24 protein-coding genes are annotated in these 25,416 nt (G+C 60.7%); 8 read left to right on the top strand and 16 right to left on the bottom strand.

The window, feature by feature from the left end; genetic code table 11:
- Positions 1-31: 31 nt before the first annotated feature.
- The 5 genes from CTATCC11996_RS09965 to CTATCC11996_RS09945 form a co-directional block, all read right to left on the bottom strand.
- Complete coding sequence (locus CTATCC11996_RS09965; RefSeq protein WP_003075692.1) at positions 32-1,105, bottom strand: c-type cytochrome; 1,074 nt, start codon at positions 1,103-1,105, stop codon at positions 32-34.
- The gene (soxC, locus tag CTATCC11996_RS09960) at positions 1,089-2,441 is read right to left on the bottom strand and encodes a sulfite dehydrogenase (protein WP_003075690.1); all 1,353 of its coding nucleotides are present in this window, start codon (positions 2,439-2,441) and stop codon (positions 1,089-1,091) included. The genes CTATCC11996_RS09965 and soxC overlap by 17 nt, the downstream gene beginning before the upstream one ends.
- A gap of 55 nt (positions 2,442-2,496) precedes the next feature.
- Positions 2,497-2,817, bottom strand: coding sequence for a c-type cytochrome (locus CTATCC11996_RS09955; RefSeq protein ID WP_003075688.1), 321 nt, complete (start codon positions 2,815-2,817; stop codon positions 2,497-2,499).
- A gap of 115 nt (positions 2,818-2,932) precedes the next feature.
- Positions 2,933-3,418, bottom strand: a complete 486-nt coding sequence (locus CTATCC11996_RS09950) for a thioredoxin domain-containing protein (RefSeq protein WP_034348781.1) — start codon at positions 3,416-3,418, stop codon at positions 2,933-2,935.
- 5 nt (positions 3,419-3,423) lie between these two features.
- The gene (locus tag CTATCC11996_RS09945; protein WP_003075682.1) at positions 3,424-4,473 is read right to left on the bottom strand and encodes an MBL fold metallo-hydrolase; all 1,050 of its coding nucleotides are present in this window, start codon (positions 4,471-4,473) and stop codon (positions 3,424-3,426) included.
- A gap of 159 nt (positions 4,474-4,632) precedes the next feature.
- On the opposite strand from CTATCC11996_RS09945, the gene CTATCC11996_RS09940 reads away from it, so the two are divergent.
- A complete protein-coding gene (locus tag CTATCC11996_RS09940; protein ID WP_003075680.1) occupies positions 4,633-5,046 on the top strand; it encodes a DsrE family protein in 414 nt (137 codons plus the stop codon).
- 62 nt (positions 5,047-5,108) lie between these two features.
- Here the strand turns inward: CTATCC11996_RS09940 and CTATCC11996_RS09935 are convergent, their stop codons facing one another.
- Positions 5,109-5,417, bottom strand: coding sequence for an ArsR/SmtB family transcription factor (locus CTATCC11996_RS09935; protein WP_003053925.1), 309 nt, complete (start codon positions 5,415-5,417; stop codon positions 5,109-5,111).
- A 234-nt stretch (positions 5,418-5,651) separates the two neighbouring features.
- Positions 5,652-6,245 carry an NUDIX domain-containing protein gene (locus tag CTATCC11996_RS09930; RefSeq protein ID WP_003075676.1) on the bottom strand — a complete coding sequence of 198 codons (594 nt, stop codon included), beginning with the start codon at positions 6,243-6,245 and terminating at the stop codon, positions 5,652-5,654.
- Positions 6,246-6,341: 96 nt separating this feature from the next.
- Between CTATCC11996_RS09930 and CTATCC11996_RS09925 the strand changes: the two genes are divergently transcribed.
- Entirely contained in the window at positions 6,342-7,280 is a 939-nt protein-coding gene (locus CTATCC11996_RS09925) for an MBL fold metallo-hydrolase (protein WP_003075672.1), read from the top strand.
- 144 nt (positions 7,281-7,424) lie between these two features.
- Here CTATCC11996_RS09925 and CTATCC11996_RS09920 read toward each other — a convergent pair whose 3' ends face one another.
- Complete coding sequence (locus CTATCC11996_RS09920; protein WP_003075669.1) at positions 7,425-8,495, bottom strand: beta-keto acid cleavage family enzyme; 1,071 nt, start codon at positions 8,493-8,495, stop codon at positions 7,425-7,427.
- A gap of 451 nt (positions 8,496-8,946) precedes the next feature.
- On the opposite strand from CTATCC11996_RS09920, the gene CTATCC11996_RS09910 reads away from it, so the two are divergent.
- Positions 8,947-9,999 carry a Bug family tripartite tricarboxylate transporter substrate binding protein gene (locus CTATCC11996_RS09910; RefSeq protein ID WP_236597823.1) on the top strand — a complete coding sequence of 351 codons (1,053 nt, stop codon included), beginning with the start codon at positions 8,947-8,949 and terminating at the stop codon, positions 9,997-9,999.
- A 78-nt stretch (positions 10,000-10,077) separates the two neighbouring features.
- Here the strand turns inward: CTATCC11996_RS09910 and CTATCC11996_RS09905 are convergent, their stop codons facing one another.
- Positions 10,078-11,100 (bottom strand): AraC family transcriptional regulator, encoded by a 1,023-nt coding sequence (locus tag CTATCC11996_RS09905; protein ID WP_003075660.1) that lies wholly within the window; start codon positions 11,098-11,100, stop codon positions 10,078-10,080.
- Positions 11,101-11,210: 110 nt separating this feature from the next.
- On the opposite strand from CTATCC11996_RS09905, the gene CTATCC11996_RS09900 reads away from it, so the two are divergent.
- The 4 genes from CTATCC11996_RS09900 to CTATCC11996_RS09885 all read left to right on the top strand — a co-directional run bounded on the left by CTATCC11996_RS09900 (position 11,211) and on the right by CTATCC11996_RS09885 (position 15,263).
- The gene (locus tag CTATCC11996_RS09900; RefSeq protein ID WP_042437528.1) at positions 11,211-12,122 is read left to right on the top strand and encodes a TauD/TfdA dioxygenase family protein; all 912 of its coding nucleotides are present in this window, start codon (positions 11,211-11,213) and stop codon (positions 12,120-12,122) included.
- 15 nt (positions 12,123-12,137) lie between these two features.
- A complete protein-coding gene (locus CTATCC11996_RS09895; RefSeq protein WP_003075654.1) occupies positions 12,138-12,740 on the top strand; it encodes an RBBP9/YdeN family alpha/beta hydrolase in 603 nt (200 codons plus the stop codon).
- Positions 12,741-12,839: 99 nt separating this feature from the next.
- A complete protein-coding gene (locus CTATCC11996_RS09890) occupies positions 12,840-13,892 on the top strand; it encodes a Bug family tripartite tricarboxylate transporter substrate binding protein (RefSeq protein ID WP_003075653.1) in 1,053 nt (350 codons plus the stop codon).
- A gap of 258 nt (positions 13,893-14,150) precedes the next feature.
- Positions 14,151-15,263 carry a porin gene (locus tag CTATCC11996_RS09885; protein WP_236597822.1) on the top strand — a complete coding sequence of 371 codons (1,113 nt, stop codon included), beginning with the start codon at positions 14,151-14,153 and terminating at the stop codon, positions 15,261-15,263.
- 122 nt (positions 15,264-15,385) lie between these two features.
- Here CTATCC11996_RS09885 and CTATCC11996_RS09880 read toward each other — a convergent pair whose 3' ends face one another.
- From CTATCC11996_RS09880 to CTATCC11996_RS09870, 3 genes are all read right to left on the bottom strand, one after another.
- The gene (locus tag CTATCC11996_RS09880; RefSeq protein WP_003075649.1) at positions 15,386-15,736 is read right to left on the bottom strand and encodes a Rieske (2Fe-2S) protein; all 351 of its coding nucleotides are present in this window, start codon (positions 15,734-15,736) and stop codon (positions 15,386-15,388) included.
- Positions 15,705-16,361 carry a DsbA family protein gene (locus tag CTATCC11996_RS09875; protein WP_003075645.1) on the bottom strand — a complete coding sequence of 219 codons (657 nt, stop codon included), beginning with the start codon at positions 16,359-16,361 and terminating at the stop codon, positions 15,705-15,707. Before CTATCC11996_RS09875 ends, CTATCC11996_RS09880 begins: the two co-directional genes overlap by 32 nt.
- A gap of 91 nt (positions 16,362-16,452) precedes the next feature.
- Positions 16,453-17,433 carry a quinone oxidoreductase family protein gene (locus CTATCC11996_RS09870; protein ID WP_003075642.1) on the bottom strand — a complete coding sequence of 327 codons (981 nt, stop codon included), beginning with the start codon at positions 17,431-17,433 and terminating at the stop codon, positions 16,453-16,455.
- A gap of 484 nt (positions 17,434-17,917) precedes the next feature.
- Here CTATCC11996_RS09870 and CTATCC11996_RS09865 point away from each other — a divergent pair, with 484 nt between their 5' ends.
- Positions 17,918-19,708 carry an acyl-CoA dehydrogenase gene (locus CTATCC11996_RS09865; RefSeq protein WP_003075640.1) on the top strand — a complete coding sequence of 597 codons (1,791 nt, stop codon included), beginning with the start codon at positions 17,918-17,920 and terminating at the stop codon, positions 19,706-19,708.
- Positions 19,709-19,943: 235 nt separating this feature from the next.
- Here the strand turns inward: CTATCC11996_RS09865 and CTATCC11996_RS09860 are convergent, their stop codons facing one another.
- The 4 genes from CTATCC11996_RS09860 to CTATCC11996_RS25505 form a co-directional block, all read right to left on the bottom strand.
- Entirely contained in the window at positions 19,944-21,989 is a 2,046-nt protein-coding gene (locus CTATCC11996_RS09860; protein WP_003075636.1) for a GmrSD restriction endonuclease domain-containing protein, read from the bottom strand.
- Positions 21,986-23,536, bottom strand: a complete 1,551-nt coding sequence (locus CTATCC11996_RS09855; RefSeq protein ID WP_003075633.1) for a DUF262 domain-containing protein — start codon at positions 23,534-23,536, stop codon at positions 21,986-21,988. The genes CTATCC11996_RS09860 and CTATCC11996_RS09855 overlap by 4 nt, the downstream gene beginning before the upstream one ends.
- 179 nt (positions 23,537-23,715) lie before the next feature.
- A complete protein-coding gene (locus CTATCC11996_RS24965; RefSeq protein ID WP_157999244.1) occupies positions 23,716-25,143 on the bottom strand; it encodes a restriction endonuclease subunit S in 1,428 nt (475 codons plus the stop codon).
- Positions 25,103-25,414: a hypothetical protein gene (locus CTATCC11996_RS25505; protein ID WP_034348663.1), complete on the bottom strand. Its 312-nt coding sequence runs from the start codon at positions 25,412-25,414 to the stop codon at positions 25,103-25,105. Before CTATCC11996_RS25505 ends, CTATCC11996_RS24965 begins: the two co-directional genes overlap by 41 nt.
- Positions 25,415-25,416: the final 2 nt, after the last annotated feature.

Here is a 25,416-nt window from a genome sequence, read left to right as displayed (position 1 = left end):
TTCACTTCACTGTCGCATGACACAAGCTGCATCAGGGCTTGGCGCCCGCCGCCAGCCACTGGGCAATCACCTTGGCATCAGCATCGCTGAGATTGGGCTGAGGCGGCATGGGTGTTGATCCCCAGACGCCGGAGCCTCCGACCCTGATCTTGTTTGCCAGATAGTCAGGCTGGCCGCCGTGCTTGCCGGCAATGTCGCTGAAGGCCGGGCCGACGAGTTTTTGCGCCATGCCATGGCAGGCCATGCAGGCGTTCTTTTCCAGCAAGGCCGTCGGCGCCGCACTGGCCGATTGCCCGGCGGCCGCTGGCTGCGCGGCCTTGCTGGCGCCGCCATCGGTGGCGATGCCGCGCTGGGCACCGACCAGCCGGTTCTGCTGGGCCAGATTGCCGTGGTTGTTGCTGGCATGCTCGGGCAAGGCCGAGCGCAGCGTGGGTGCGGGGCCGCAGTTGCTCATGCAGGCAGTGGCCAGCACATCGGGCCTGGCGCCTTTGCCGAACTCGTTGCCGGGCCACAGCGCATGCCGGGTCGTCATGCCGTTACGGTTGGGCAGCTTCTTCTGCACCTCGGTGATATTGCTGTCGCTGAGCGTGAAACTCTCGGGCACCACGCCGCCGAGGTTGAGCAGATAGGCCGTGACGGCATACACCTCTTCGGTGGACAGCGACTTGGGCGCATTCCAGGGCATGGCGCGGTTGATGTAATCCCACAGCGTCGAGACCGTGGCCACCTTCATCAAGGTCGTGCGCCCCGGAAAGGCCGGGTCCTTGAGCCGCGCCACATGGCCGGTCCTGATGTCCTCGGCCGTGGTTCCGCCGATCAGCGGGCTGAACACCTCGTTGGATTCGCCGAACACCCCGTGGCAGGACGCGCACTTGGCCTCCCACACATCCATGCCTTTTTGCACGGACCCCGAGCCCGGAGGCAGCCCCTTGAAATCCGGGCGCACATCGATATCCCAGGCCAGAACCTCCTTGCCCGTGGCATTGCGACCCACGCCGGGATAGCGGTCTTCGGCAGACTTGGCCTGCGCCGCAGCGGGCCCGGCAGCCACGCCCATGACCAGCATCAGCGCCAGCAGTGCCAGCGGTTTACGCAAGCTGAACATTGGCGACCTCCCCGTTGGCTCGTACCGCCCAGGACTGGATGGAATTGTTGTGATAGATGGAGCGTGTGCCGCGCGCGGCACGCAGCTGCTGGTTGCTGGGCTGCACATAGCCCGTCTCATCCATGGCACGGCTCTGGATGATGCATTCCTCGCCATTCCAGATCCAGTCCAGATGAAAGCGCGTCAGGCACTTGTCCATCACCGGCCCTTCAAGCCGGGCCGTGCGCCAGTTGCGGCCGCCATCCACACTCACATCCACGCGCCTGACCTTGCCGCGCCCCGACCATGCCAGGCCCGTGATGTTGTAGAAGCCCTTGTCCAGCAGCATCTGTCCGCCGGACGGCGTGGTGACCACGCTCTTGCATTCCTGGATGCTCGAGTACTGGCGGTGCTGCCCGTCGGGCATCAGGTCCACATAGTGGATGGCCTCGTCCTTGGCCGCATAAGGCATGTCGCCCACTTCGATGCGTCGCAGGTATTTCACCCAGCTCACGCCCTGCACGCCCGGCACCACCAGGCGCAGCGGATAGCCCTGCTCGGGCCTCAGCATCTCGCCGTTCTGGCCGTAGGCGACCAGCACCTCGCCCGAAGTGATCAGCTCCACGGGAATGGTGCGCGTCATCGACGAGCCGTCCGCCCCTTCGGCCAGGATGAAGCGGCCTTTTTTCAGATCGGCACCGGCCATCTCCAGCAAGGTGATCAGGGGCACGCCCGTGAACTCGCTGCACGACAGCATGCCGTGCGTGTACTGCACCGTGGGCACGGCCACATTGCCCCACTCCATGCCGGTGTTGGCGCCACATTCGATGAAGTGAAAACGCGACACCGAAGGCAGACGCATGATCTCGTCCATGGTGAAGACCTTGGGATTCTTCACCAGACCATTGATCATCAGCCTGTGCTTGGAGGGGTCGATGTCCCACCAGCCCTGGTGGTGACGCTCGAAATGCAGACCGCTGGGCGTGACGATGCCGAACAGCGACTGCAGCGGCGCAAACGATACCGAAGCCTGCTTGGTCTGGGTCAGCCCCGGGCTCTGGCGGCGCTGCACATTGGCCTCGTACCGGGAAGGCTTGCCGTAGCCGTCGGTGACCACCGGCTGGCCCAGGCCCTTGCTGTGCGCGGGCAGCTCCAGAATATTCGGATCTCCCTCGCCGCTCACGGCCTCCCGGCCCTGCGCATGGACAGTTGCAGCGCCGGCTGCCGCAGCTGCGAAAGCCCCGCGAATGAAGTCACGCCGACCTGCCCTGGCCTCGGCAAACACGGTGCCGACATCGCCTGAGCGCACGAAATTCTCGGGTGCCCTGCGCACCTTGCCCGTCAACTGGCTTTGCATAAGCTCTCTCTTTGATCGCTGGTGGCGCTTACTGGGAAAGCACAACACGCCTGTTTCATTTGGAACCCTTGAGAATCCAGGCCGCCAGTGTCTGGGTGTCGGCATCGCTGAGTGCGGGCTGGGCGGGCATGGGCACCGCCCCCCATTTGCCGGAGCCGCCGGCCTTGATGCTTTTGGCCAGATAGGCCTGTGCATCGGCCTGGGCCGCATATTTCCTGGCCACGTCCTGGAACGCCGGGCCTACCAGTTTCTTGTCTGCCGCATGGCAGGCCATGCAGGCGTTCTTCTGCGCCAGCGCCTGATCTGCCTGCGCCAGTGCAGGAACAGCCAGCCCCAGCAGCACCGTCAAGCCACCCAGCCAGGATGCAGTCTTCATCGCTTGGTCTCCTTATATTTATATATAAGCATGTTGTTATTTAAAGTATCAGCCAGGATGCCGAATTTAAAATCCCGCGCTAACCCTCGTTATTCCTGAAGAGGAACAACGAGGCTCAGCGCCCCTGCACCGCCGCGCGGGCCGTCTGCATGCGCTCATCCAGATAAGCGCCATAGAAGTCGGGGATGGAGCTGCCGCTCAAACGCTCGGCCACCTCCTTGCGAGCGGCTCCATAGAAGAGCACGGTCGGCGCCACCTCGATGCCCAGTTGCCTGACCATGTCGCCATGCGTGGTCGCCACGCCATCCCAGTCCTGCAAAGCCTCACGCGACAGAAAATGAATCTGGGTCACCAAGGCTCCGGAGCGCTGCAGCGCCAGCAGATGGTGCTCGCGCACCAGCTTGCAGAACGGGCAGCCATGCAGGCTTGCCATCACCACCAGCGGCTGCTTGCCAGCCAGCGCCAAGGCCAGGTCATGCTGCAGGCTCTGGCTGGTGGGCAGCAGGCGCTCCGAAGCATCGAGCGCCGCCCACGCAGGGCCCGCGCCCGCCAACAGCAGCTGCAAGCACAGTCTTCTGCGGGCATGAAAGAAGCGGGCCATGGCCGTCACGGCTTTTCCTGCTCCATCAGCAAAAAGGTGTTGTAGGCATTCATGCGATTGGCTTCCTTGAACAGCGGGTAGACCGAGAACCTGGACCAGTCCGTCGCCTGGTAGGCCTCGTCAAACGGGTCGAGATTGGCTGCGGCCTTGCCCATGGCCTCGCGCAGATAGTGCAGATAGTCACGCGTCAGCTGCATGTCCCGGCGCGGTTGCTCGGAGGCCGGGCCGTGGCCCGGCACCATGACCTTCACAGGCAGCTTGAGCAACTCGTCCAGCGCCGCAATCCAGTGCCGGCTGTCGGCCTGGCCTACATAGGGAATGCGGTTGCGAAACACCACATCGCCAATGAACAGCACACCGCTTTGCGGCAGGAAGATCGCCGTATCCTCCGGCGTATGCGAGGGCCCCATGTGCTGCAGCACAAAGTCCACGCCCCCCACCTTCAGCGTGGAGCTGTCGCCCGACACCCATTGATTCGCCGGCACCAGGCGCGTGCCCTGGTCGACCCAGGGAGCCAGATCCTTGCGCGAAGCCTCGAGCCGCAGATGCGCGGTCTCGGAGTTGATGTATTCACGTGCCTGGGCATGGGCCACGATTTTTGCGCCCAAGGCCTCGAACACCTGCAGGCCATAGATGTGGTCGGCGTGATAGTGGGTCAGCAGCACATGGCTGATGGGCTTGGGCGTCAGCGTGCGGATTTTCTGCACCAGCTCCTCGGCCAGTGCAGGCGAGCCCAGCGCATCGATCACGACCACGCTGTCTGCGGTGATGACAAAGCCGGCATTGGAGATGAAGTTGCGATTGGCCGCACTGCCCAGCGCCGATACGCCCTGCACAAAAAACACATTGGCCGCCACCTGTTGCAGCTCCATCACGGGGGCACTGGCCGCCACGGGGGTGCCCGCCACGGGAGTGCCCGCAACGGGAGTGCCCGCCACGGGACCGTTCAGCGCGGGAGCCTCCTCATGTGCTGCATCATGCGCAGCCGCCGCCCCTGTCGCTGCGATCGCTGCCCAAACAAAGCTCCTCAGCGCAGCCCCTGCCCAGCTTGTCATGGCTTTGTCTCCCTTGCATGGGCAGCGCGTCATGCATGCATGTCGCCACTAGCGCTTGCCCTATTTTTGAATGTTTGCGTCATCGTTAATATAAGCAAGTGGCAATATTTAACCAGCAGCATCTTCCCTGATGCCTACAGACACCACAGGAGACCTTCGATGAAGCGCCAACTTGTTGCCCTGAGCTTTGCCCTGTGTACGGCGATTGCCGCCGCTCAGGATGTGAAAGTGGTCTATCACGTCAACACCGGCGTGGAAACGGCGGCCGCCATACTCGCCAATATCAATAACGAACTCAACGCCTCGCCCACCGACAAGATCGTGGTGGTCACCCATGGGCCCGGCATAGACTTTTTGCTGAACAATGCCAAGGACAGCAAGGGCCGCGAGTTCAGCGGCCAGGTCAGCGCACTGGTGGGGCGCGGCGTGGAGTTCAAGGTCTGCAACAACACGCTGCAAACGCGCAAGCTCGAGGCCTCCAGCCTGCTGATGGAAGCCTCGGTCGTCCCCTCCGGTGTGGCCGAAGTGGCACGCCTGCAGGCCAAAGAGGGCTTTGTCTATCTCAAGCCCTGAGCCCGAAGCGGGCATGAAAAAAGGCGCCTGGTGCGCCTTTTCTTTTTTTGGGGCTCAAGCCATCAGTTCTGTTCGATGGCAATCTGCACGCAGATGGTGCGGCACATATGGACGACCTTCTCGTTGGCGATGAAGTAGTAGATGCTGACCCCTTCGCGCCTGCGGCCCAGAATGCCGGACTGATACAGCGTGTTCAGGTGCTGAGACATATTGGGCTGGGTCGTGTCTATGGAAGCCAGCAGTTCGGAGACGTTTTTCTCTCCGTTGCACAGCGCGCTGATGATCTTCAGCCGCATGGGTGCAGCCATGGCTTTGAACAGCTCGGCCGCACTCTCGAAAACGCTGTCATCCTCAAGCTCTGACGATTCCATGAAACACTCCTGAACACCGATTCAGACTGCAACCTTCAAATAGAGGTGGTACGCCATGGTGCATGACATGCAGTTTATAGGAAGGTCATGCAGCGCCTGTCGCCACCCGACGACAAACACTGATGGGCATCAGGCAATCCTGAAAAAGAAGCAACCAGCGCCCGACCCGCATGAATTTCAGGCATTTTTATAGCTGAAATCCTTATTGAACGTGCGCAAGCAGCTATCAAAAAATCAAGCCGGTTTCCACTCCAGGGACCAGGCACCGCTTTGCACATTCTGCAGCCACAGGCAACAGCTCAAGGTCTTGGCATCGGTGACCTGGCCGCTACGCACGCCGTCCAGCAACTCGGCAGGCGTCATGCTGCAGACATCGAGAAACTCGTCGGCATCGAGATGGCGCTCGCCCGCAGTCAGGCCGCGTGCAAAGAAGATGTGAATGACTTCGTCGGAGTAGCCGATCGCCAGATGCATGGGGCCGGCATAAGCCCATTCGCGCGCGCTGTAGCCGGTCTCCTCCAGCAGCTCGCGCTGGGCGCAGATCAGCGGCAGCTCGCCCGCGTCGAGCTTGCCAGCGGGAAACTCCGTCATGACCTGGCCCACGGGGTAGCGAAACTGCCGCTCCAGCAGCACGCGGCCATCGTCGAGCAGGCCTATCACCACCACGGCGCCGGGGTGCACCACATACTCGCGCGTGGCCTGACCACCATGGGGCAGGCGCACGGTATCGAGCCTGACCTGCAGAAAACTGCCCTGGTGCACCAGCTCGCTTTTGATGGAGTGCTCGATCAGATGGCTTTCCTGAGCCTGCTTGTCTTGTTGGGTCATCTCCGACTCGTCTTTCAAAGCGCTGTGGTGACAGCGCAAATACATCCAAGGTCTTAATCTTCGCAGAAGCCGGCTTCACTTTCCTCCACTCAGACCATGACGCATCTCATCGACACAGCCCAGACAGACATACAGCGCCACCAGTTCGGCCGCGTGACGGTGTTTCGCGGCGCCAAGGGTGGCAAGTATCCGGACGGCAACCAGATCATGATTCGCGGCAGTGATACGCTGGCTGCGCTGGATACGCCTATCGTTGCCAACCATATCGGGGCCGAGTTCGATGCCGCCGAGCTGGTGGTGATGGGCCATGTGCATGAGGACCATATGGCCGGCCTGCACCGCCTACCAGATGCACAGGTCTTTGCTCACGCGGGCGATCTGGTGGCCTTGCAAAGCTGGGAGGGCCTGGTTGCCACCTTTGGCTGGGCCGATTCGGCGCAGGCCGACATCATGCGCAGCAAGCTGGAGAGCGAATTCTTCTACGCCCCCAGACCCGAAGCCAGGGGCTACGAAGATGGAGCCGTCTGGAAGCTGGGCCAGTCGCAGATTCGCGCCATTCATATGCCGGGCCATACGACGGGCCACAGCGTGCTGCTGATCGAGCCCGAGGGTGTTGCCTTTATCGGCGATATCGACCTGACGGGCTTCGGGCCCTATTACGGCGACGCCTGCTCCTGTCTGGCGGACTTTCGCCGCAGCCTGGAACGGCTGCCCGAGATCGATGCCAGGATCTGGGTGACCTCTCACCACAAAGGCATCTACACCGAGCGCGAGACGTTTCTGCGAGACCTCAGGCGCTTTGCTGCTGTCATTGACGAGCGCGGTGCACGCATTCTCGAATGGCTGGCGCAGCGGCCCCTGACGCTCTCGCAGATGGTGGAGCAGCGCCTGCTCTACCCGCAAGGCTTTGATGCGCCCTGGGTGCTGGGGGCCGAAAAGCGCAGCATCTCCCAGCATCTGGACGAGCTGCTGGCGGCCGGAGAAATCCTGCAGGAGCGCAATGTGCGCGGCGAAGACCTTTATCTGCGGGCTTGAATCCAGAAAAATAAAAAAAGCCGACTTCTCAGGGAAGTCGGCGGGGCCAGGCGCCTGGCCACGCATCCACCAGGCAAGCGTGACAAACGCACAGCGGCTAGCCCTTGGCTGATGAGCCGATCCCAGCCACCTGGGCTTTGAGACTCAGGCCACAGCGTCCATGGGCTTTCGCAGAAAGCCCTGGTTGGCGCCCCTGCGGTTGGGCGCGAAGCCGTTCCTGGCCAGGGTTTCGTCGGCGGTTTCGTAGAACACGCCAATCTGCTTGATCTCGCGGGCCTGCTGGGCCGTGGCAATCGGGCGACCGAACTCGCCCGCAATGCGCACCAGCTGCCTGATCTGCTCCACGGTGCTCATCTTGCCCGTGCGGGTCTGGTTCCACAGCACGTCTTCGATACCGCAGCGCACATGCAGCCCCAGGGCCATGCCGATCATGTTGATGGGCAGCACGTTCAGCACCGAGCTTTCCACCGTCACGATGGCGTTGTCGGGCACGGCGCGCAGCATATTGGCCAGGTTGTAGATATTGGCCTGGTCCATGCCGCCGCTGATGGCGACCCAGTTCATGACCAGCGGGCCCTTGTAGACGCCGCGGCGGATCATGCGCTCGATGGTCTCGAAACTGTTGATGTTGTAGACCTGGAAGGCGCTCTGGATGCCCTTTTCGGACAGGCGGCGGATATGTTCTTCGACGAAGCTGGGGTTCGAAGGAACAATCATGTCCTTGTAGGTCTTGTGCAGATGCGGGAAGCCGCGCGAGACACCGCGGAAGTCGTCTTCGCCGGCATGCTCGGTCACGTTCATCTGCGTGGTGTTGACGGTCACTGTCACCTGGTCGGGCACGGGAGTCAGCTCGGCCAGCATGTGGCGGGTGTCGTCGGAGAGCCACTTGGCCTGGCCATCCGGGCCTTCGGGCGCAAAGCTGATGGAGCCGCCGACCTGGATGATCATCTCGGGCACACGCTCACGCACGCCGGCGATCAGCTCGTTGAACTTGGACAGGCGCTTGCTGCCCTTGCCATCGTCTTCACGCACATGCAGGTGCAGCACGGTGGCACCGGCCTCATAGCAGTCCACGGCCTTCTGGATCTGCTCTTCCATGGTGATGGGGATGTCCTCGGGGAAGTCCGAGGGAATCCAGCCCGGAGCGTAGGGAGCCGCAGTGATGATCAGCGGCTGCTGGTTTTCGGGATACAGGTGACCGTCGAGAAAGTTCATGGTTGTTGTCTCCGGTTTGAGTGCGAGAAATCAGTGTCTGGACAAACTGCATCAGCCGATTTCAGGCCATTGCCGATGCGTGAGGCCAGTATCAAATGCCATGTGAGATGCCACTTTGCATTTCAAGACACGCGCTTTCTCAAACGCGACAAGGCCGGCAAGCCACGCCTGAAAGCGAGACAGGCAAGAGCTTTGCGGGCCACAGGCTCAAGCTGCCGCAGCCTGAGAACGGCATCGCCCGCATCGGGTAAGTGCGGGGTACCGCAGTCATCAAATGCGAAGTCGCAGGCATGAAACGCCAAGTCACCGAACTTGCGGGCCTCCATCATGAATTGCTGCATTCAACGCAAGGACATGCCAGCCGATTCGGCGCCGTATCTGCACTCTGCCAAGGGCGAGATCGGCAGCTTGACGAATGCCAGACCCCATGACAAAACGACAGGAGACCTCCATGACAAGCGCCGTGAATTTCGCAGAACCCGCCACGCCATCACGCAAGCAACATAGGCGCAGCATGGCTCAAAACCTGCGCTGCTGCGCCGCCGTGCTTTGCATCGGCCTGCTGGCCGCCACGGCTGCGCAGGCCCAGACCCCGGCTCCCACCTGGCCCGTCAAACCCATCCGCATCGTCGTTCCTGCGCCTCCAGGCGGCATCACCGATGGTGTGGCGCGCCTGGTGGCCGATCATCTGCAGACCAATCTGGGCCAGCCCGTGGTCGTCGACAACAAACCCGGCGGATCGGCCGTGATAGCCGAGCGCGCCGTGATGAATGCACCTGCCGACTGGCACACGCTGATGATTGCGCCCTCCAGCATCTGGACCGACTTTCCGCTCACCGTCAAGACGCCCTTCGATGTGCACAAGACCTTCACCTATGTCTCGGATGTGGCGTCCATGGTGCATATGCTGGTGGCCAACAACAGCTTCCCGCCCAACAGGATTCAGGAGGTGCTGGACTATGCGCAAAAGAGCAGCAGCCCGATCAATATCGCCAACCTGAGCCCCGGCACCCGCTCCGACATGCTCGGCGCGTTGCTGAGCAAGAAAAGCGGCGGCAAGATCACTGCCGTGCCCTACAAAGGCTCGGCCCCTGCCATCGTCGATCTGATCGGCAATCAGGTGCAGCTGACCTTTGAAGTGGTGACCAATGCAGCCCCGCTGGTCAAGGCCGGCAAGGTCAAGGCCCTGGGCGTGGTCTCGCCCAACCGCTCGCGCCTTTTGCCCGACGTGCCCAGCTTTGCCGAGCAGAACATGCCCGACTTTGTACTGCCCGATGCCAGTGTGGGACTGTTCGTGCTCAGCAGCACGCCCCCGGCCCTGATCCAGAAGGTGCGCCAGGAAATGGACAAGGTGACTCAATCGGCCAAGTTCCAGGCACAGCTCAAAACCCAGGGCTTTGACGCTCCCCAGCCCGGCACGATGACGGAGCTGCAACAAAAGATGCTGAACACGGTGGAGCAGAACCGCAAAATTCTGAGCAAGCTCAGAATCGCCAGCAACTGAAGGACGCTGGCGTAGCCGCCCTCACCCCGAGGGCGGCAATTTGGTAGTGTGTTTGGCGGGCCCCTGCGGCCCGCTTTTTTATGCGCCGCCTGTGCCTTCGGTCTGCGCCTTGGCACGGCTGTCCTTGGCGCTGCAGCCAAACTGGCTCTGATACCAGCGCGAAAAACTGCTGGGGGCCGTAAAGCCCAGCAGCTCGGCCACCTCGGTCAGAGAGCGGTTGCTCTCGAACACATAGCGCACGGCCAGCTCCTTGCGGATATCGTTCATCAGTGAGGAAAAGCTCTGCCCCTTTTCCGTCAGCCGGCGCTGAATGGTGCGTGGCACCACACCCAGGTGCTCGCTGACCTTCTCAATGCTGCAGCGCCCGCTGGGCAACAGCAGCAAGATGGTGCGACGCATATCGTCCAGCACCGCTTCCTCGCTCATGGGCGCCACGGACTCCAGCAGCTTCTGGGCATAGCGCACCATGGCAGGGTCGGCAAACTCGTTGCGCGTATCGAGATCGGCCTTGGCGCAGACAATGCAGTTGAACTCCTGATTGAACTCCACGCGCGGGCCGAACATCAGGTGATGCATGCTCAGGTCCTTGGGCGCAGCGTGCTCGAAACACACCATGCGAGGCTGCCAGTCACGCCCGATGAGCTGCCGGATGGCGCGCACCATCACGCCCAGCGCCAGCTCCACGCGCTGGCGCGTAGGCTCATGGGCACGGCCGGCCAGCAACAGCTCACGGATCAGCACCGTGTCGGCCTGCTCATCGAGCTCAAGCGTCATGGCGCCGTTGAGCAGGGCCAGATGACGCACCAGCAGGTTCAGCGAATCGCGCAGCGTTGCCTGATCGCGAATCAGCAGACCCACCGGTCCCATATTGGACAGCAGGCGCGAGCGCGCCATGCACAGACCAAAGCTTTCATTGCCCGACTGCGTGGCCGAGGCCTGCAGCAAACGCCCCACCTTGTCCACCGGGATCATCAGATCCGGCTCGTCGAGCACCGCAGGGCTGAGACCAGCATCGAGCAGCATGCGCGTGCCATTCAGCCCCGAAGCCTGTGCGACTTCGGCGTAATTGGTCAAGCAGGCTGCGCGAACGAGAGAGGCCATGGGGTTTCACTAACTTGGCACTAATTGCAAAGCACCAGTCATGTAATGACAAGCGCCGATCGGGGGGAGTTTTCACACTGGCGACATTGATTCTATAAGGAGACTTCCCAATGAAAAACGAGGTTGGCGCAGCACCTGCCCTTATCCGCTCCAGCTCTTTGACCCGCTCTGTGGAAGTCAATCCTCTGACCTGCTCCATCGGTGCGGAGCTGTCCAACGTTCATCTGGGTGCGGCCGCCGAAGACGAAGGCCTGATGGCCGAGATCCGCCAGGCGCTGCTCAGGCACCGCGTTATCTTTTTCCGCGACCAGGACATCACACGCGCCGAGCATGTGGCGTTTGCACGCAAGTTTGGCGAACTGGAAGACCACCCGGTGGTGGGCAGCCACCCCGAGCACCCTGGCCTGGTGCAGATCTACAAGACCCCCGACAGCCCTCTGGACCGCAACGAGAACTCCTGGCACACCGACGCCACCTGGCGCGAGCAGCCCCCCATGGGCTGCGTGCTGCGCTGCGTTGAGTGCCCGCCCGTAGGCGGCGACACCATGTGGGTGAACATGGTGATGGCCTATGAGAACCTGCCAGCCGACATCAAGGTCAAGATCGAGCACCTGCGCGCCCGCCACAGCATCGAAGCCAGCTTTGGTGCCGTCATGCCTATCGAAAAACGCCTGGCACTCAAGGCCCAATACCCCGACGCCGAGCACCCCGTGGTCCGCATCCACCCTGAAACCGGCGAGAAGATTCTGTTCGTCAACAGCAGCTTCACCACCCATTTCACCAACTACAACACCCCCGCCAATGTGCGCTTCGGGCTGGACAAATCGCCCGGCTCCTCGCAACTGCTCAATTACCTGACCAGCCAGGCCATGATTCCCGAGTACCAGGTGCGCTTCAAATGGAGCAGGAACAGCGTAGCCTTCTGGGACAACCGCTCCACCCAGCACTACGCAGTGATGGACTACCAGCCCTGCCACCGCAAGATGGAACGCACGGCCATCATCGGCGGCCCCACGGACTGAGTCAGGAGACAGAAGATGACCTTGAACCACACGATTCTCATCATCCCCGGCCTGCGCGACCATGTCGAAGAGCACTGGCAGACTCTGCGGGCCAATGAGCTGACTGCGCAGTCCGTCCCCTGCGTCACCGTGCCGCCGCTGGAGCAGGACAAGCTCAGCTGCCAGGCCCGCCTGGACGCGATCGACTGTGCACTGGACAGCATCGACGGCCCCGTCATCATCGTGGCGCACAGCGCCGGCTGCATGATGGTCGCGCACTGGGCGCTGCGCCGGGCCCGTCCCATTCTCGGAGCCTTGCTTGCGGCCCCCGCCGATGTGGAAACCCAGATGCCTGCCGGCTACCCCTCCAAGGATGTGCTGGCAGCCCACGGCTGGACGCCCATCCCACGCCAGCGCCTGCCGTTTCCCACACTGCTGGCGGCCAGCAGCAACGACCCGCTGACCCAGTTGGAGCGCGCGCGCGGCTTTGCGCGCGACTGGGGGAGCGAGCTGGTGGAGCTGGGCCCCCAGGGCCACCTGAACCCGGCCTCGGGCCATGGCCCCTGGCCGCAGGCAAAACAGCTGATCGAGGATTTGCAGGCTCGGATCGAAGCCCGACAGCCCGAGCCAACGGCCTGAGCCGCCCGACGACCATCACGATGAATGCGCAGCCACCCACAATATATAAAAGGTGCGCGCTGATGGGGAGCCAGACCTCCCCATTGAAGGAGACAAGCAATGAAGGCAACGACACCCGCCTCGCGCAATTCAGTGGACACGGCAGACTCTCGCGCCGCGACAGCCAGCGCACTGCGCCGCAAATTAGGCCTGGCCGTCATGGCCGTGGCCGCCAGCCTGGCATTACCCGCGCAGGCCGAGCAAAGCGCAGACTGGCCGACCAGGCCCATACGCCTGATCGTCACCGGGCCTGCTGGCGGCACGGCCGACACCCTGGCCCGTCTGCTGGCAGAGGGCATGCAGCAAGAGCTCAAGCAGCCAGTGATCGTGGAATCCAAGGCCGGTGCCTCGGGGGCCATCGGCATCCAGGACCTCAAGTCCCATGGCAAAAGCGGCTACACCTTTTTGGTGATTCAGGACGGAGCACTGAGCGAGGCGCCCCTGGCACAGAAAGTCAGTTTCGACCCGTTCAAGGACCTGACTCCGCTGGCCCAGCTAACACGCACCGGTCTGGTCATGGTCGCCAACAAGGATCTGCCGTTCCAGACCCTGCCCGAATTCATCAGCTACGCCAGACAGCAACGCGACGGCGTGGACTTTGCCTCCTACGCCACGGGCCTGAAGGGTCACACCTCGGGCATGCTGCTGGGCCAGTTGGCCAAGATCAATATGCGCCATGTGGGCTACAAGGGCTCGCCCCCTGCGCTGGTGGACCTCATGGGCGGCCATGTCCCGGTGATGTTCGATGGCGTCACCACTTCGCTGCCCCTGATTCGCAGCGGCAAGATCAAGGCACTGGCCGCCGTCTACCCGAGCCGCCTGCAAGCCCTGCCCGACGTGCCGACGTTCACGGAGCTCGGCTACCCCCAGTTGTCCAAACCAGGCTGGTTCGCCCTGTGGTCCCACCCGCAAACCCCGGCCGCCATCCAGCAAAAACTGCGTGATGTGGCGCTGGCACATTTCCGCAAGGAGCCCGTGCTCAAACAGCTCGCTGCGCTGGGCATGGAGCCCGGCCAGCCCCTTACCACCGCAGAACTGACAGCCGAGCTCAAAGAGGCCAGCCGCAAGCAGGAAGCCCTGCTCAAGTCCATAGGCTACAAGCCCGAAAACTGAGCCCCGGGTCCTTGAGCCGTTGCTCTCAAGCGGCTCCATTCCCTATCTGATTCAAGACCTCTGCCCGGTGCCCCCTTGGCACCGTGGGCGGCTGCACCCGGCTCAAGCCCTTTTGCGGGATTCGAGCCGGGGCTTGCCTGCGCCTTCAACCCTTCCCCATGCCCGGGCCCGGGTCCGGGTCCGGGTCCGGCTTTGCCCTGCTGCGTTTTTCGTCGGTTTGCCATCAGGCATCTTTTTCAACAATTCAAGGAGACATGAATGACTACAAGAAAAATGGCTTTCAATACGCTGGGCGCTCTCGCATGCACGCTGGCGCCGCTGGCGGCCTCGGCACAATCGTCTGTGCAGGTCTACGGCGTGGTCGATATGGCCGTATCCAACTACCGCGGTGCGGGCGCAGGCTCGCGTCAGATGCTGACCTCCAGCGGCAATCAGGCCAGCCGCCTGGGCTTTCGGGGCCGTGAAGATCTCGGCAGCGGCCTGGCCGCCGGCTTTGATCTGGAAGCGGGCCTCAATACCGACAACGGTACCGGCCAGGCCTCCAACACCAACAACCAGCCTTCGGGGGCCGGCAGCGGCAACGGCCTGAGCTTCAACCGCAAGTCCCTGGTCTATCTGCAGAGCAAGCAATGGGGCGAGGTACGTCTGGGTCGCGACTATGTGCCCGCCTTCTGGAACATGTTCAACTACGACCCCTTTCGCCTGGGCGTGGGCATGAGCCTGCATGTGCTGCACGGCACGACGGTGACCGGATTTCGCGCGTCGAACAGCATTGGCTACCTCTCGCCCGGCTGCTCCAGCTCCAGCTGCAAGGGCCTGTTCTATCAATTGATGACGGCATTCGGCAAAAACGATGCCGGCCCCAATCGCCAGGACGGCCGCGTCTATGGTGCACGACTGGGTTATGGAGGTGATAACTGGGATGCAGCCGTCGCCATCACGACCACCAAGAACCGTGCCGCCGACGATTACAGGCAGATCAATGCCGCCGCCTCCTACCTCTGGGAGGGCCACCGCCTCATGGTTCTGGCTGCCGATCACCGCACCGGCAACCGCCTGGCAGGTCTGGACAACGCCAACCATGTACGCTACTGGCAGCTGGGTGCCATCTGGAAGGTCGGCAACGGCAACATTCCCATGAGCTTCATGCGCCTGAACCGCAACGACAACAGTGGCAGCAGCTCCAACAAGTACGCCGTGGGCTATGTGCACAACCTCTCCAAACGCACCGCACTCTACGGCACCTATGCCTATGTGGACAACCGCGGCAGCATCAACCTGCCGGTGGCCACGGGCGCGCTGCAAGGCCCGATTCCGGTCGCAGGCGGCAATGCTTCGGGCTTTGACATCGGCATTCGCCACACCTTCTGAGCCCATTCCATGGCAACCGGCGCTTGCTGGTTGCTGTCCAGAGGACAAAATTCATGAAGCCATAGGAAAAGGCCCGCAGAGAGAACCTCCGGGCCTTTTTCATTGCGCTCTGCTTTTACAAATCAGATGCTGACAGGTGGTTTGAGCCAGAGCAGCCCCTCTCTGACAAGAACTTCGTAGAGAGGAATCGTCATCTGCGGCGATGCCGTGCACTTGCCGCTGCGGATATCGAACCTGAGTCCATGCGCGGGGCAGCTCAGCACATGGGCATCGCAATTGCCGCCGGCCATGGAGGCACCCGCATGCGGGCAACTGTTCTCCAAGGCATAGAACTCGCCTTCGACATTCAGCAGCAAGATGCTCTGGCCACCAGGGGTGAAGACCAGCTTTCGTCCGCCCGGCGGCAAATCCCGCACGGCGCCGGCAGCCAACAATGCGGTATCAGGCGAAGATGCTGTCGGCAACACGGGCATGCTCCATGGCGCGCAGCAGCTCTGCGGGCGCCACAGCGCCCGTCACCTGCAGGCGCTGGTTGAACACCATATGCGGCACGCCACCGGCATGGCCCGCCTCGCTTTGGTAGCGCAGCGCATCAAAGCGGGAAGGGTTCCAGTCCAGTGCCGCCGAATGTGCCAGCTGCTGCAGCACCATGACCGAGCCGATATCGCGGCCCTGCACAAAGTAAGCGGCAAAGATGGACTCCACAAAGCGGATCATGGATTCGCCATCGAGCAGAGTCTGGGCGTAGTTGACCAACGCACAGACCAGGCGCGTGCTGGGGAAGGTTTCAATCAGCGCATGATTGATCTGCAGGCCCGCCGCGTGGGCCGCCGAGCGCACCTGGGCACGGCGAACCTCCACGGCCCTGGGGCCGCCCAGCCTGGCTTCATAGAAGGCCTGGTAAGGCACTCCATGCTCCGGGATCTGGGGCAGCAGAGTGTCTGCATGCCAATGGATTGCAAGCTGCTGGTCGGGATATCTGGCCAGCAGCATCTCACGGGCGGCCAGCAGATTGCGCAGACCGATCCAGCACCAGGGGCAAATCAGGTCCAGCGAAAAGTCGACCTGCAATGTCGTTGCAGCAGAGCTTTGAGTCATGGCATTTATTTCTTTGGGCAATCACTGGGGTTGATGCAAAAAGGGCTGAATGGCTCAGCCCTTTTCATACCGAAGTGCTGCCTTCGGTATCTCAGAGCGTGAAGATGGCCGATCCCACGATCTTGCGGGCTTCCAGGTCGCGGTGAGCCTGCACGGCATCTTCCAGCACATAGCGCTTGCTGATGTCCACCTTGATACGGCCTTCGGCCACATGGGCGAACAGCTCGTTGGCCAGCTCTGCACGCTCCAGAGGGTCGGCGATGTAATGCGCCGATGCAGGACGCGTCAGGAAGAGCGAGCCTTTGCCGGCCAGCATCTGCGGATTGAACGGCGCAATGGAGCCCGAAGCCGTACCCAGACAGACCATCAGCCCACGCACCTTCAGGCTGTTGAGCGAGCCCTCGAAAGTGTCCTTGCCCACGCTGTCGAAGACGGCATTCACACCCACGCCGTCCGTCAGCTCACGCACGCGCTTGGCCACGTCCTCATGGCTGTAGTTGATGGTGTGAACACAGCCGTTGGCCTTGGCCACTTCGGCCTTGGCATCGCTGGAGACGGTGCCGATCACGTTCAGGCCTTCCAGCTTTGCCCACTGCGACACCAGCAGGCCCACGCCACCGGCTGCAGCATGCAGCAAGATGGTGTCGCCCTTCTTGAAGTCCCAGATGCGGCGCATCAGATAAGCCGCCGTCAGTCCACGCATGGTGATGGCTGCTGCGGTTTCAAAGCTGATGTTGTCAGGCAGACGTATCAGGGGGGCAGCAGAAATCAGGCGCTCCGTGGCGTAAGCGCCGATGGTGTTCAGTGCGCCGGTATAGGTCACGCGGTCGCCGACCTTGAAATCCGTCACGCCGTCGCCCACGGCCGTGATCGTGCCGCAAGCCTCACTGCCCACGCCCGCGGGCAAAGGAGCGGGATACAGACCGGAGCGGAAATAGGTATCGGCAAAGTTCAGGGCCACAGCGCCTTGCTTGAGGCGGACCTGACCTGGACCGGGTTGGCCGACTTCAATTTCTTCCTGTCGCAACACCTCGGGGCCGCCAACTTCGTGATAACGGATTACTTTAGCCATACAAACTCCCAGTCAGATACCAATCGAAAGGTGATACGACACACGGCCTCACCTCGAACAGAATCAATACGAATCAATGACTTAAGCCATATCCTTGGTATTCCTCCGTTCAGACTGGATTGAATTTATGGGAGTTCGTCTCCAGGACATTTCCCGAGAGCGCCGCTCTCTTGTCTTTACGCGACACCACGGGTAAATACCTAGAACAAAAAGTTAACTGCAAAGTTTCTATTTGATTGAAAGCTTGCCGCAAGCGTTGGCCACCATATTGCGCGTCTGCGACTGCGGCAAGCCCGTCACAGCCCCTAGAATCATTCCGTTTACGTAAACGTCAAACCAATGCGAGGACCTGACAGTCTTGCCAGGCACCGGACATGAAGTCGAGGGAAGCCCCTGCCATCCGTGGCAGGCAACATCCCCAACAATCCAAGGCACAACCCAGGCTTGGCAGCCAGCCGGGCCAGTATTCAAGGAAACAGAGACGATGACCTACAAAGCGCCCATCAAAGACATGCTGTTCGACATGGAGCACCTGGCCCAGATCGAGCAGGTCGCCCAGATTCCCGGCTTTGAAGATGCGGGGCTGGAAACCGCACAGGCCGTTCTCGAAGAATGCGCCAAGCTTTGCGAAGGCGTGGTCGCTCCCCTGAATGTTCCCGGCGACCTCAACCCCTCTTCCTTCAAGGATGGTGTGGTCACGACGACTCCCGGCTTCGCCGATGCCTTCAAGCAGTACGCCGAAGGCGGCTGGCAGGGTCTGCAGCATCCTGCCGACTTCGGCGGCCAGGGCCTGCCCAAGACCATTGGCGCGGCCTGCATCGAGATGCTCAACAGCGCCAACCTGAGCTTTGCGCTGTGCCCGCTGCTGACCGACGGCGCCATCGAGGCACTGCTGACTGCGGGCAGCGACGAGCTCAAGTCCACCTACCTGGAAAAGCTGGTCACCGGCGAGTGGACCGGCACCATGAACCTGACCGAGCCTCAGGCCGGCTCCGACCTGGCCCTGGTGCGCACCAGGGCCGAGCCTCAGGGCGACGGCAGCTACAAGGTCTTCGGCACCAAGATCTTCATCACCTATGGTGAGCACGATATGGCGGACAACATCGTCCACCTGGTGCTGGCCCGCGTGGCCGGCGCTCCCGAAGGCGTCAAGGGGATCAGCCTGTTTGTCGTGCCCAAGTTCCTCGTGAACCAGGACGGCTCCTTGGGCAAGCGCAACGATGTGCACTGCGTCAGCATCGAGCACAAGATGGGCATCAAGGCCTCGCCCACGGCCGTGCTGCAATTTGGCGACAACGGAGAAGCCATCGGCTACCTCGTGGGCGAGGAAAACCGCGGTCTCGAATACATGTTCATCATGATGAACGCCGCCCGCTATGCCGTAGGCCTGCAGGGCCTGGCCGTGGCCGAGCGGGCCTACCAGCACGCCGTGGCCTACGCCAAGGAGCGCGTGCAAAGCCGCCCCGTCGACGGCTCGGTCAAGGCCAGCGCCACCATCATCCACCACCCCGATGTGCGCCGCATGCTGATGACCATGCGTGCCAGCAACGAAGGCTGCCGCGCCATGGCAACCGCCGCCGCCGCTGCGTACGATGCCGCCCACCACCACCCGGACGCCGAAGTGCGCCAGGCCAACCAGACCTTCTATGAATTCATGGTGCCCCTGGTCAAGGGCTACAGCACCGAGATGAGCCTGGAAGTCACCAGCCTGGGCGTGCAGGTGCATGGCGGCATGGGCTTCATCGAGGAAACCGGCGCCGCCCAGTACTACCGCGACGCCAAGATCCTGACCATCTATGAAGGCACGACCGCCATCCAGGCCAACGACCTGGTCGGCCGCAAGACCGCGCGTGATGGCGGCCAGACCGCCAAGGCCATTGCCGCCCAGATCGAGAAGACCGAAGCAACCCTCATCGCCAGCGGCACCGATACGGCCAAGGCGGTTGCCAGGAATCTGGCCCAGGCCCGCCAGGCCTTTGTGCAGGTGGTGGACTTCATCGTGGCCAAGGCCAAGGCCGACCCCAATGCCGCTTATGCGGGCAGCGTCCCCTATCTGATGCTCACCGGCAACCTGGTCGCCGGCTGGCAGCTGGGCCGCTCGGTGCTGGCCGCGCAGGAGCTGCTGGCCAAGGGCCAGGATACGGCCTTCATGCAGGCCAAGCTGGCCACGGCACAGTTCTATGCCGAACATATCCTGACCCGCGTGCCCGGCCAGGCCGATGCTGTGATCAACGGCGCCACCAGCGTGATGGCATTGCCCATGGATCTGTTCTGATCGTGCACCTGACGGCGGGGCGACCACGCCCCGCCCCATCGTGAAATGCATGGAAATAGCGGCTGGTGCTTATGGATAAAGCGCTAGTCGCTATTTTTTTGAATCTCTAGAACGTACCGGGGCCAGTTGCCAGGCAGACTCCGGGGCCATCGCTCACGCGAGCAAATACTCGCCTCGGGTGGAATAAGCGATCTGTGCAACCCAGGAAGTGAAGCCATGGGCTACGGCTGCGCAATCAGGATGGCATGCAGACAGTCAATCCATCAGATACCAAGGCGTTCTGCAATAGCACAAGCATTTGCTTGGCATGCTGACACATGGCCGAATCTGCCGACCACTGCCCCTGATCTGCAAACACTGAATGCATCGCAAGCGCCTTTAAGCTCTGACTCTTCTTTTCGCTCATCAGCTGCTTGAACTTGTCTTCCGGCCCGGAATTGCTCAAGCGTGAGTTCATCGCATGGCTGACAAGGCACAAGTTGCCGAAAGCGTGCAGATGCTCGTCTGCCCATGCATTGCCGGAAAACAGCTCAGTCTGCGGGTGCAAGTGCTCGACAGAGCGGCGGGTACTCGTGAATTCAAATTCACGCCATTCCGTTGCATTGGTTTCGTTCTTACCGTTGGCCTGCAACCACAGCAAGTAATCCAGAAAATTGAAGTCGATCAGGCGCGCTTGCCCATACACCAGTTTTTTAGGCAAAGTCTTCATCAAGCCAGAGTCAGGCTGTGGCGAAACAAAAAAACCATCCTCACGGCGCACTATTTCCTCATAAGTCGCACTGCTCCCCTCCTCCAACACAAAGGCCTTAGTCAACTCCTCCAGCGCCAGCAAAAATGCTTGCGCTTCAATCGCCTGGGTCACATCCTGCCGAAACAGCCAGCGCAGCACGCCTTGCAGCCAGTGCTTGCGCGTGGGCAGCATGTACGACACATGCAGTGCGGCCTGCAACATGCGCAGGCGCTCTCCGTAGTCCTGCTCAGTGACTTCAAAGGCATTGACCCACTGCAACACAGCTTTGTCGTTTCTGAACTTGCAGCGCTGCAGTTGCCAATGCTCGTCATCGCTCTGGCTCTCCACACTGCTCTTGATGACATGCTGGTCCAGCAAAAACCGGCAGCGCAGCAGCCTGTACGCAAACTCCTGAATCTGCTCTGCATCGCCGCGCAGCAATGGTTCAAACGCCGTCAGCAGATGCTTGTCGTCCAAGGGCGTATTGGCCAGTGCATCCCCCGGCATCATGGCTAATACCTGCAGCAAGAAGTTCGGGAAGTTAATCACCGCTCCAAACTGAGCCTTGCTTTCGTCATCTTCCTCCTCTGCCGCTAAAAGCTTGTCGGTTTGATGCCTTACACACGCTGCAGAAGAACCTGCCGCTATCAGCTGCGATAACGACTTGGGCACTACGGCCTTGTCATCACTCCCCTCAAAGCGCCTCAGCAACTCCTGCGGGGTTTTCACAAGCAGCAGCCTGCCATCTGCAGCAAACAAACTCTTGCGCATAGCTGGCACAAACCCAGACTGCACCGACCTATCCATCACTGCGCTGGCATCCCACACCGCATGCAACACCTTCATCGCGGCCTGCTGGCCTTGCCGCTGCAGCGTCCCCAGCAAGCGCGCTTTCAGCACCTCGTGCTTCGCCAGTTGCTCCCCCCGGTTATTCATTACCTCAAAGTAATGGTTCAAATCGGTACGGGGCGGCAGCTCCACCCGCAACAGTCGCACTTGCTCCAGCAAGAAAGTGGCGAACGCCTTGCGTTCAGCTCCTGGTATTTCGCGCAGCAAGCTTTCGATGATTGCACGCCCCTGCCAGATGCTGCTGGCGCCGCTGGCGTCATCGGGACTGTCTTTTGTCGCATCCTCCCACGCCAAAGCAGCAGCGTGCAATGGCTGAGAAAACACCGCCTGCAGCGCGTGACTGGAAGCCGCACGCGACTCAAACTGCAATGGCATACGCTGCATCGAGGCAGCCAGCTCCGGGTGCAATGCGCGCAGTACGGACACCAGCAAACTCAGCGTCGTCAGCCGCTGCTGGCCATCCACTACCTCCCAATAGGCCTTCTGCTCTGTGTATCGCTCATACACCACCAAAGTGCCTATGTAGTAGTCATGCGCCTGACTCTGTGCATTGCGCTGGGCATAGTCACGCACATCGGCAATCAGCTGGCCAATTTCTCTCACGCCCCAAGCGTAATTGCGCTGGTACACCGGGATGGAATAAATCCCATCACTCAACACCCGCTGCACCGTCAGCAGCTGTGGCTTCTGCTTGTCGCTCATGCACTCTCTCCTGCGCCCTGCTTCTGGGCATCTTGTTGGGTGATCTGCTGCCAGTAACCCAGCTTGCGCATCCAGCCTTCCAATGTCGCCAGGCCCTTGGGGCGCGACTGCTCGCCGCCCTGGTAGCTATTGCCGTAAAAAGCAGCCGGCAACGCCATGCCTAAAAAGTCCTGCGACGTCACTGCATCGCGTAGAACCGCAAACGGGTTGACCCCGCTTTCGTTCACAAACTTGTCCATGCTGCCCACCATCACCCGCCGGTTCAGCAAGCGCGCATAAGCCCAGACAAAGGCCAGCTCCACGGCCTGCGACAAGCCTTGCTCGCCAAACTTGTCCAGGTAATACATCAGCAAGGCATCAAACACCGCCCGTACATGCGAGTCGCCCTTGCGCTCGCGCCCCGCATAGCGGCCCAGCGTCAGCAAAATTTCATGGGCTTCCCCAGCCAGCGGCTGCTGGAGCTTTTGTGCCCACGGCGGCAACTGGTCCTTTTCCTGCTTGAGGTGAAAGCCCATGCCCCAGTAATGCTGCACCCAGTCAAAAAACCGCAGCCCGTTGACCACTGGTGCGTCCAGCTGACAAGGCCAGACCCGACCGCGCGTTCCCGTATGGCTCTCCAGCAAATGCACCGTCTCATCCAGCATGCGCCAGGTACGGCTCATGGGCGCAGCGGCATGGCTCTCCAGACTGATGCCTTTGAACACGCCCACATGCCGCTTGCCAAAAAACTCCGCATCCAGCCCCCGGCTGCGCTGACGGGTCTGAAACAAAAAGCGCGCAAACAGCCGCTCCAGATCGTCTTGCGAACACTTCTCCCACGCCTGTACCGCATGACCGCGCAGCGCTAGCTCCGCCGGGCGCAGTGCCCGCAGATGAAAAGCTTTGAGCAAGTCATGCACACACAGCGCCTTGCCGCGCCCGTTTTGTGCATCAAAAAACTGAAACGCCTCCGTCAGGCTGTAAAGCTCTACGCGCACCACCTCGCAGCGCTCCAGCAAGAACGAAGCCTGCATCTGCCCCCACTGCGCCTGCCGAATATGGCGAGCAACCGCTTGGTAGTTGGCCTGCACCAACTGGTGCGACAAGGGGCTGGGAAACTGGGGCTCAAACAGCTTCAGCGTCAGCAGTTCCTGCTGCCAGGATGGGCGCTGCCCCTCTGGCACCAACTTGGCCTCTGCACGCAAAGCATGCAGCACCAGCAGCAAGGTCACCGTGCGCTGCTGCCCGTCCACGATATGGTGCAGCACACGCTGCGGTTGCGCCTCGCGGTCCTCAGCCTGCTCCACATGCACTACCACTGTGCCCATGCGATAGCTGCTGGCCCCTTGGTCCTGTGTGGTCGTCTGAGCCTGCAGCTCAATATCACGCAGCAACTGCTGTACCTGCGCCAAGCCCCATTTGTAGGGTCGCTGGTAATGCGGAATATTCAGCGACAGGTCGCCCAGCCAATTTCGCAGCGTGCAGACCGCAGCGCTAGCCGGTGACGATTTTTCCTCAGGCAATGGCTGCATCGCTGCCATGCCTGCTCCCTCATTCATGCTTCCCATCGTGGCTCTTTCTTCTGAATTGCGAAAACGCAGGTGCTCCTCCAGCCTGCGCAGGCTCTACCACTTCAACAGACAAAGACATCAGATCTTTTACATACAAGCAGCCCAAGCCAGCACCGGCCTGCGCTTAAACGCATTCACGATGGGCTCCGCACCCGCCGTGACCCCCTAGACCGCTTTCAGGTCGCAGCCTGCTCTACCCATGTCTGCGCCAGCTGGGTTTGGGTGTGGCGGGCTTGGGTGAGCTTGTCGCGCAACTGCTGGCACAGGGCGCGCAATTCGGTGACGCGGGCGACGATGCGGGATTGTTCGGCGAGGGGGGGAAGTGCAATTTTCAAAGCTGCTGACTTGGCCAAGTACAAGCATGGCTGAGCACTTTGTTTAACACTTGCCCATATTTCTTTCTGCGAGTCAGTTGACATTAAATGCAGAGCGAAATAAGAAACATCAACGCCTAATTGGACAGAGCGCAACAAAGTTACACTCCGAACAAGAACCATATCGACGTCTTCGCGTAAAACACAGAGTCGCCCTGTAGTTGCACCAACGGAAACCATTAATACATCGCCAACTTCTGGCTTACAACGTCTCCAGCACTGTTCAGCAACATTTCTAGGCACGTAGTCCGTTACTGCAAAGTCCATACACTCGCTACGCACATTTTTTGCAGTTACTAATCGAACTTGCGAAGCATCAATGCACCGCTCAGGAGTTGCATGCTCGCCATCTGTAACTGTGGAGCATATTTCAGAGACCCGTACCCAAACCCACCCCAATGGCAAGTCAAATGGCTTTTTATCATCACTGATTTCTGGCAGCGGTTTATCTTTCTTAATCTTTCCCTCTGCAATCAACCTATCCTTTTCCGCCCGAATTTTTTTCAGCAACTCACTCGCAGGCTCATCGCTCGCATCCTGCTCCACCAACAAGCCGCGCACTGCGAGTTGGAGGATGGTTTGCTCCAGCGCGTCCACGGCTTCGGGGCGGTCGATGAGCAGGTCAAAGTGCTGCGCCAGCCGCTGCCAGTGGCGCGCCAGTTCTTGCGCGCTTTGGGTTTGGGTAAGGCTATCCAGCAAGGCTTGCAATAGTTGCTGGTGCTGGTTGTGTTCCAGCCGGCCTTTTTCCTCCAGCGCATCGCATAGGCGCATCAGTTCTTCGACACGAGCGACGATGCGGGATTGTTCGGCGAGGGGTGGGAGTGGAACTACTATGCTATTTAGCTTTGCCTGATTCATTTTCGGCTGAGCTGTTCCAGTCACATAGGGTTCCAAAGAAATAGCATTGATAAATAAGCAATAATAATCTAAAAGCTCAGATTGAATAGCATCAATCACATGTGCATGATTGTTAACCCAATACTTTCCATGCGCTAAGAATGCAATTGGCGTAGACCGATTTATTAAATTAGCTCCATCCTCGCCAATAAGTAGGAGCTTTTTATCAAACAAGTATTTGTCAATCTTATCTATAACACCAGAAGCGCCATAGTAGTCATAGATTTTTTCCTTTTTTTCACGATCACTGGATGCAACAGGAATACGCTCCCCATCTCGATTAATCGAAATTTCACCAAATCTCCCCCCACCGCCACCCCACAGGCAATTCAAATGATTTTTCCTCTTCCGCAATCTCCGCCAGCGGCTTGTCCTTTTTAATCTTGCCTTCGGCAATCAAGCGGTCTTTTTCCGCCCGAATTTTCTTCAGCAACTCACTCGCAGGTTCATCATTCGCATCCTGCGGCACCAGCTTGCCTTGCACGGCCAGAGTCAAGATCAGCTCGCGCAGGCGGGCCACGCCGCCGGGGGCCTGGGCGGTGGTGGCGAAGAGTTGATCAAAGTTTGGTAGCAGCTTGCGCTGGTCATTACTGGTATTCAGCATGG

It is taken from the genome of Comamonas testosteroni ATCC 11996, assembly GCF_000241525.1.
GTDB lineage: Bacteria > Pseudomonadota > Gammaproteobacteria > Burkholderiales > Burkholderiaceae_C > Comamonas > Comamonas testosteroni.
The sequence above is the reverse complement of the archived record's forward strand: the minus strand, read 5'-3'. Positions and strand labels throughout refer to the sequence as shown.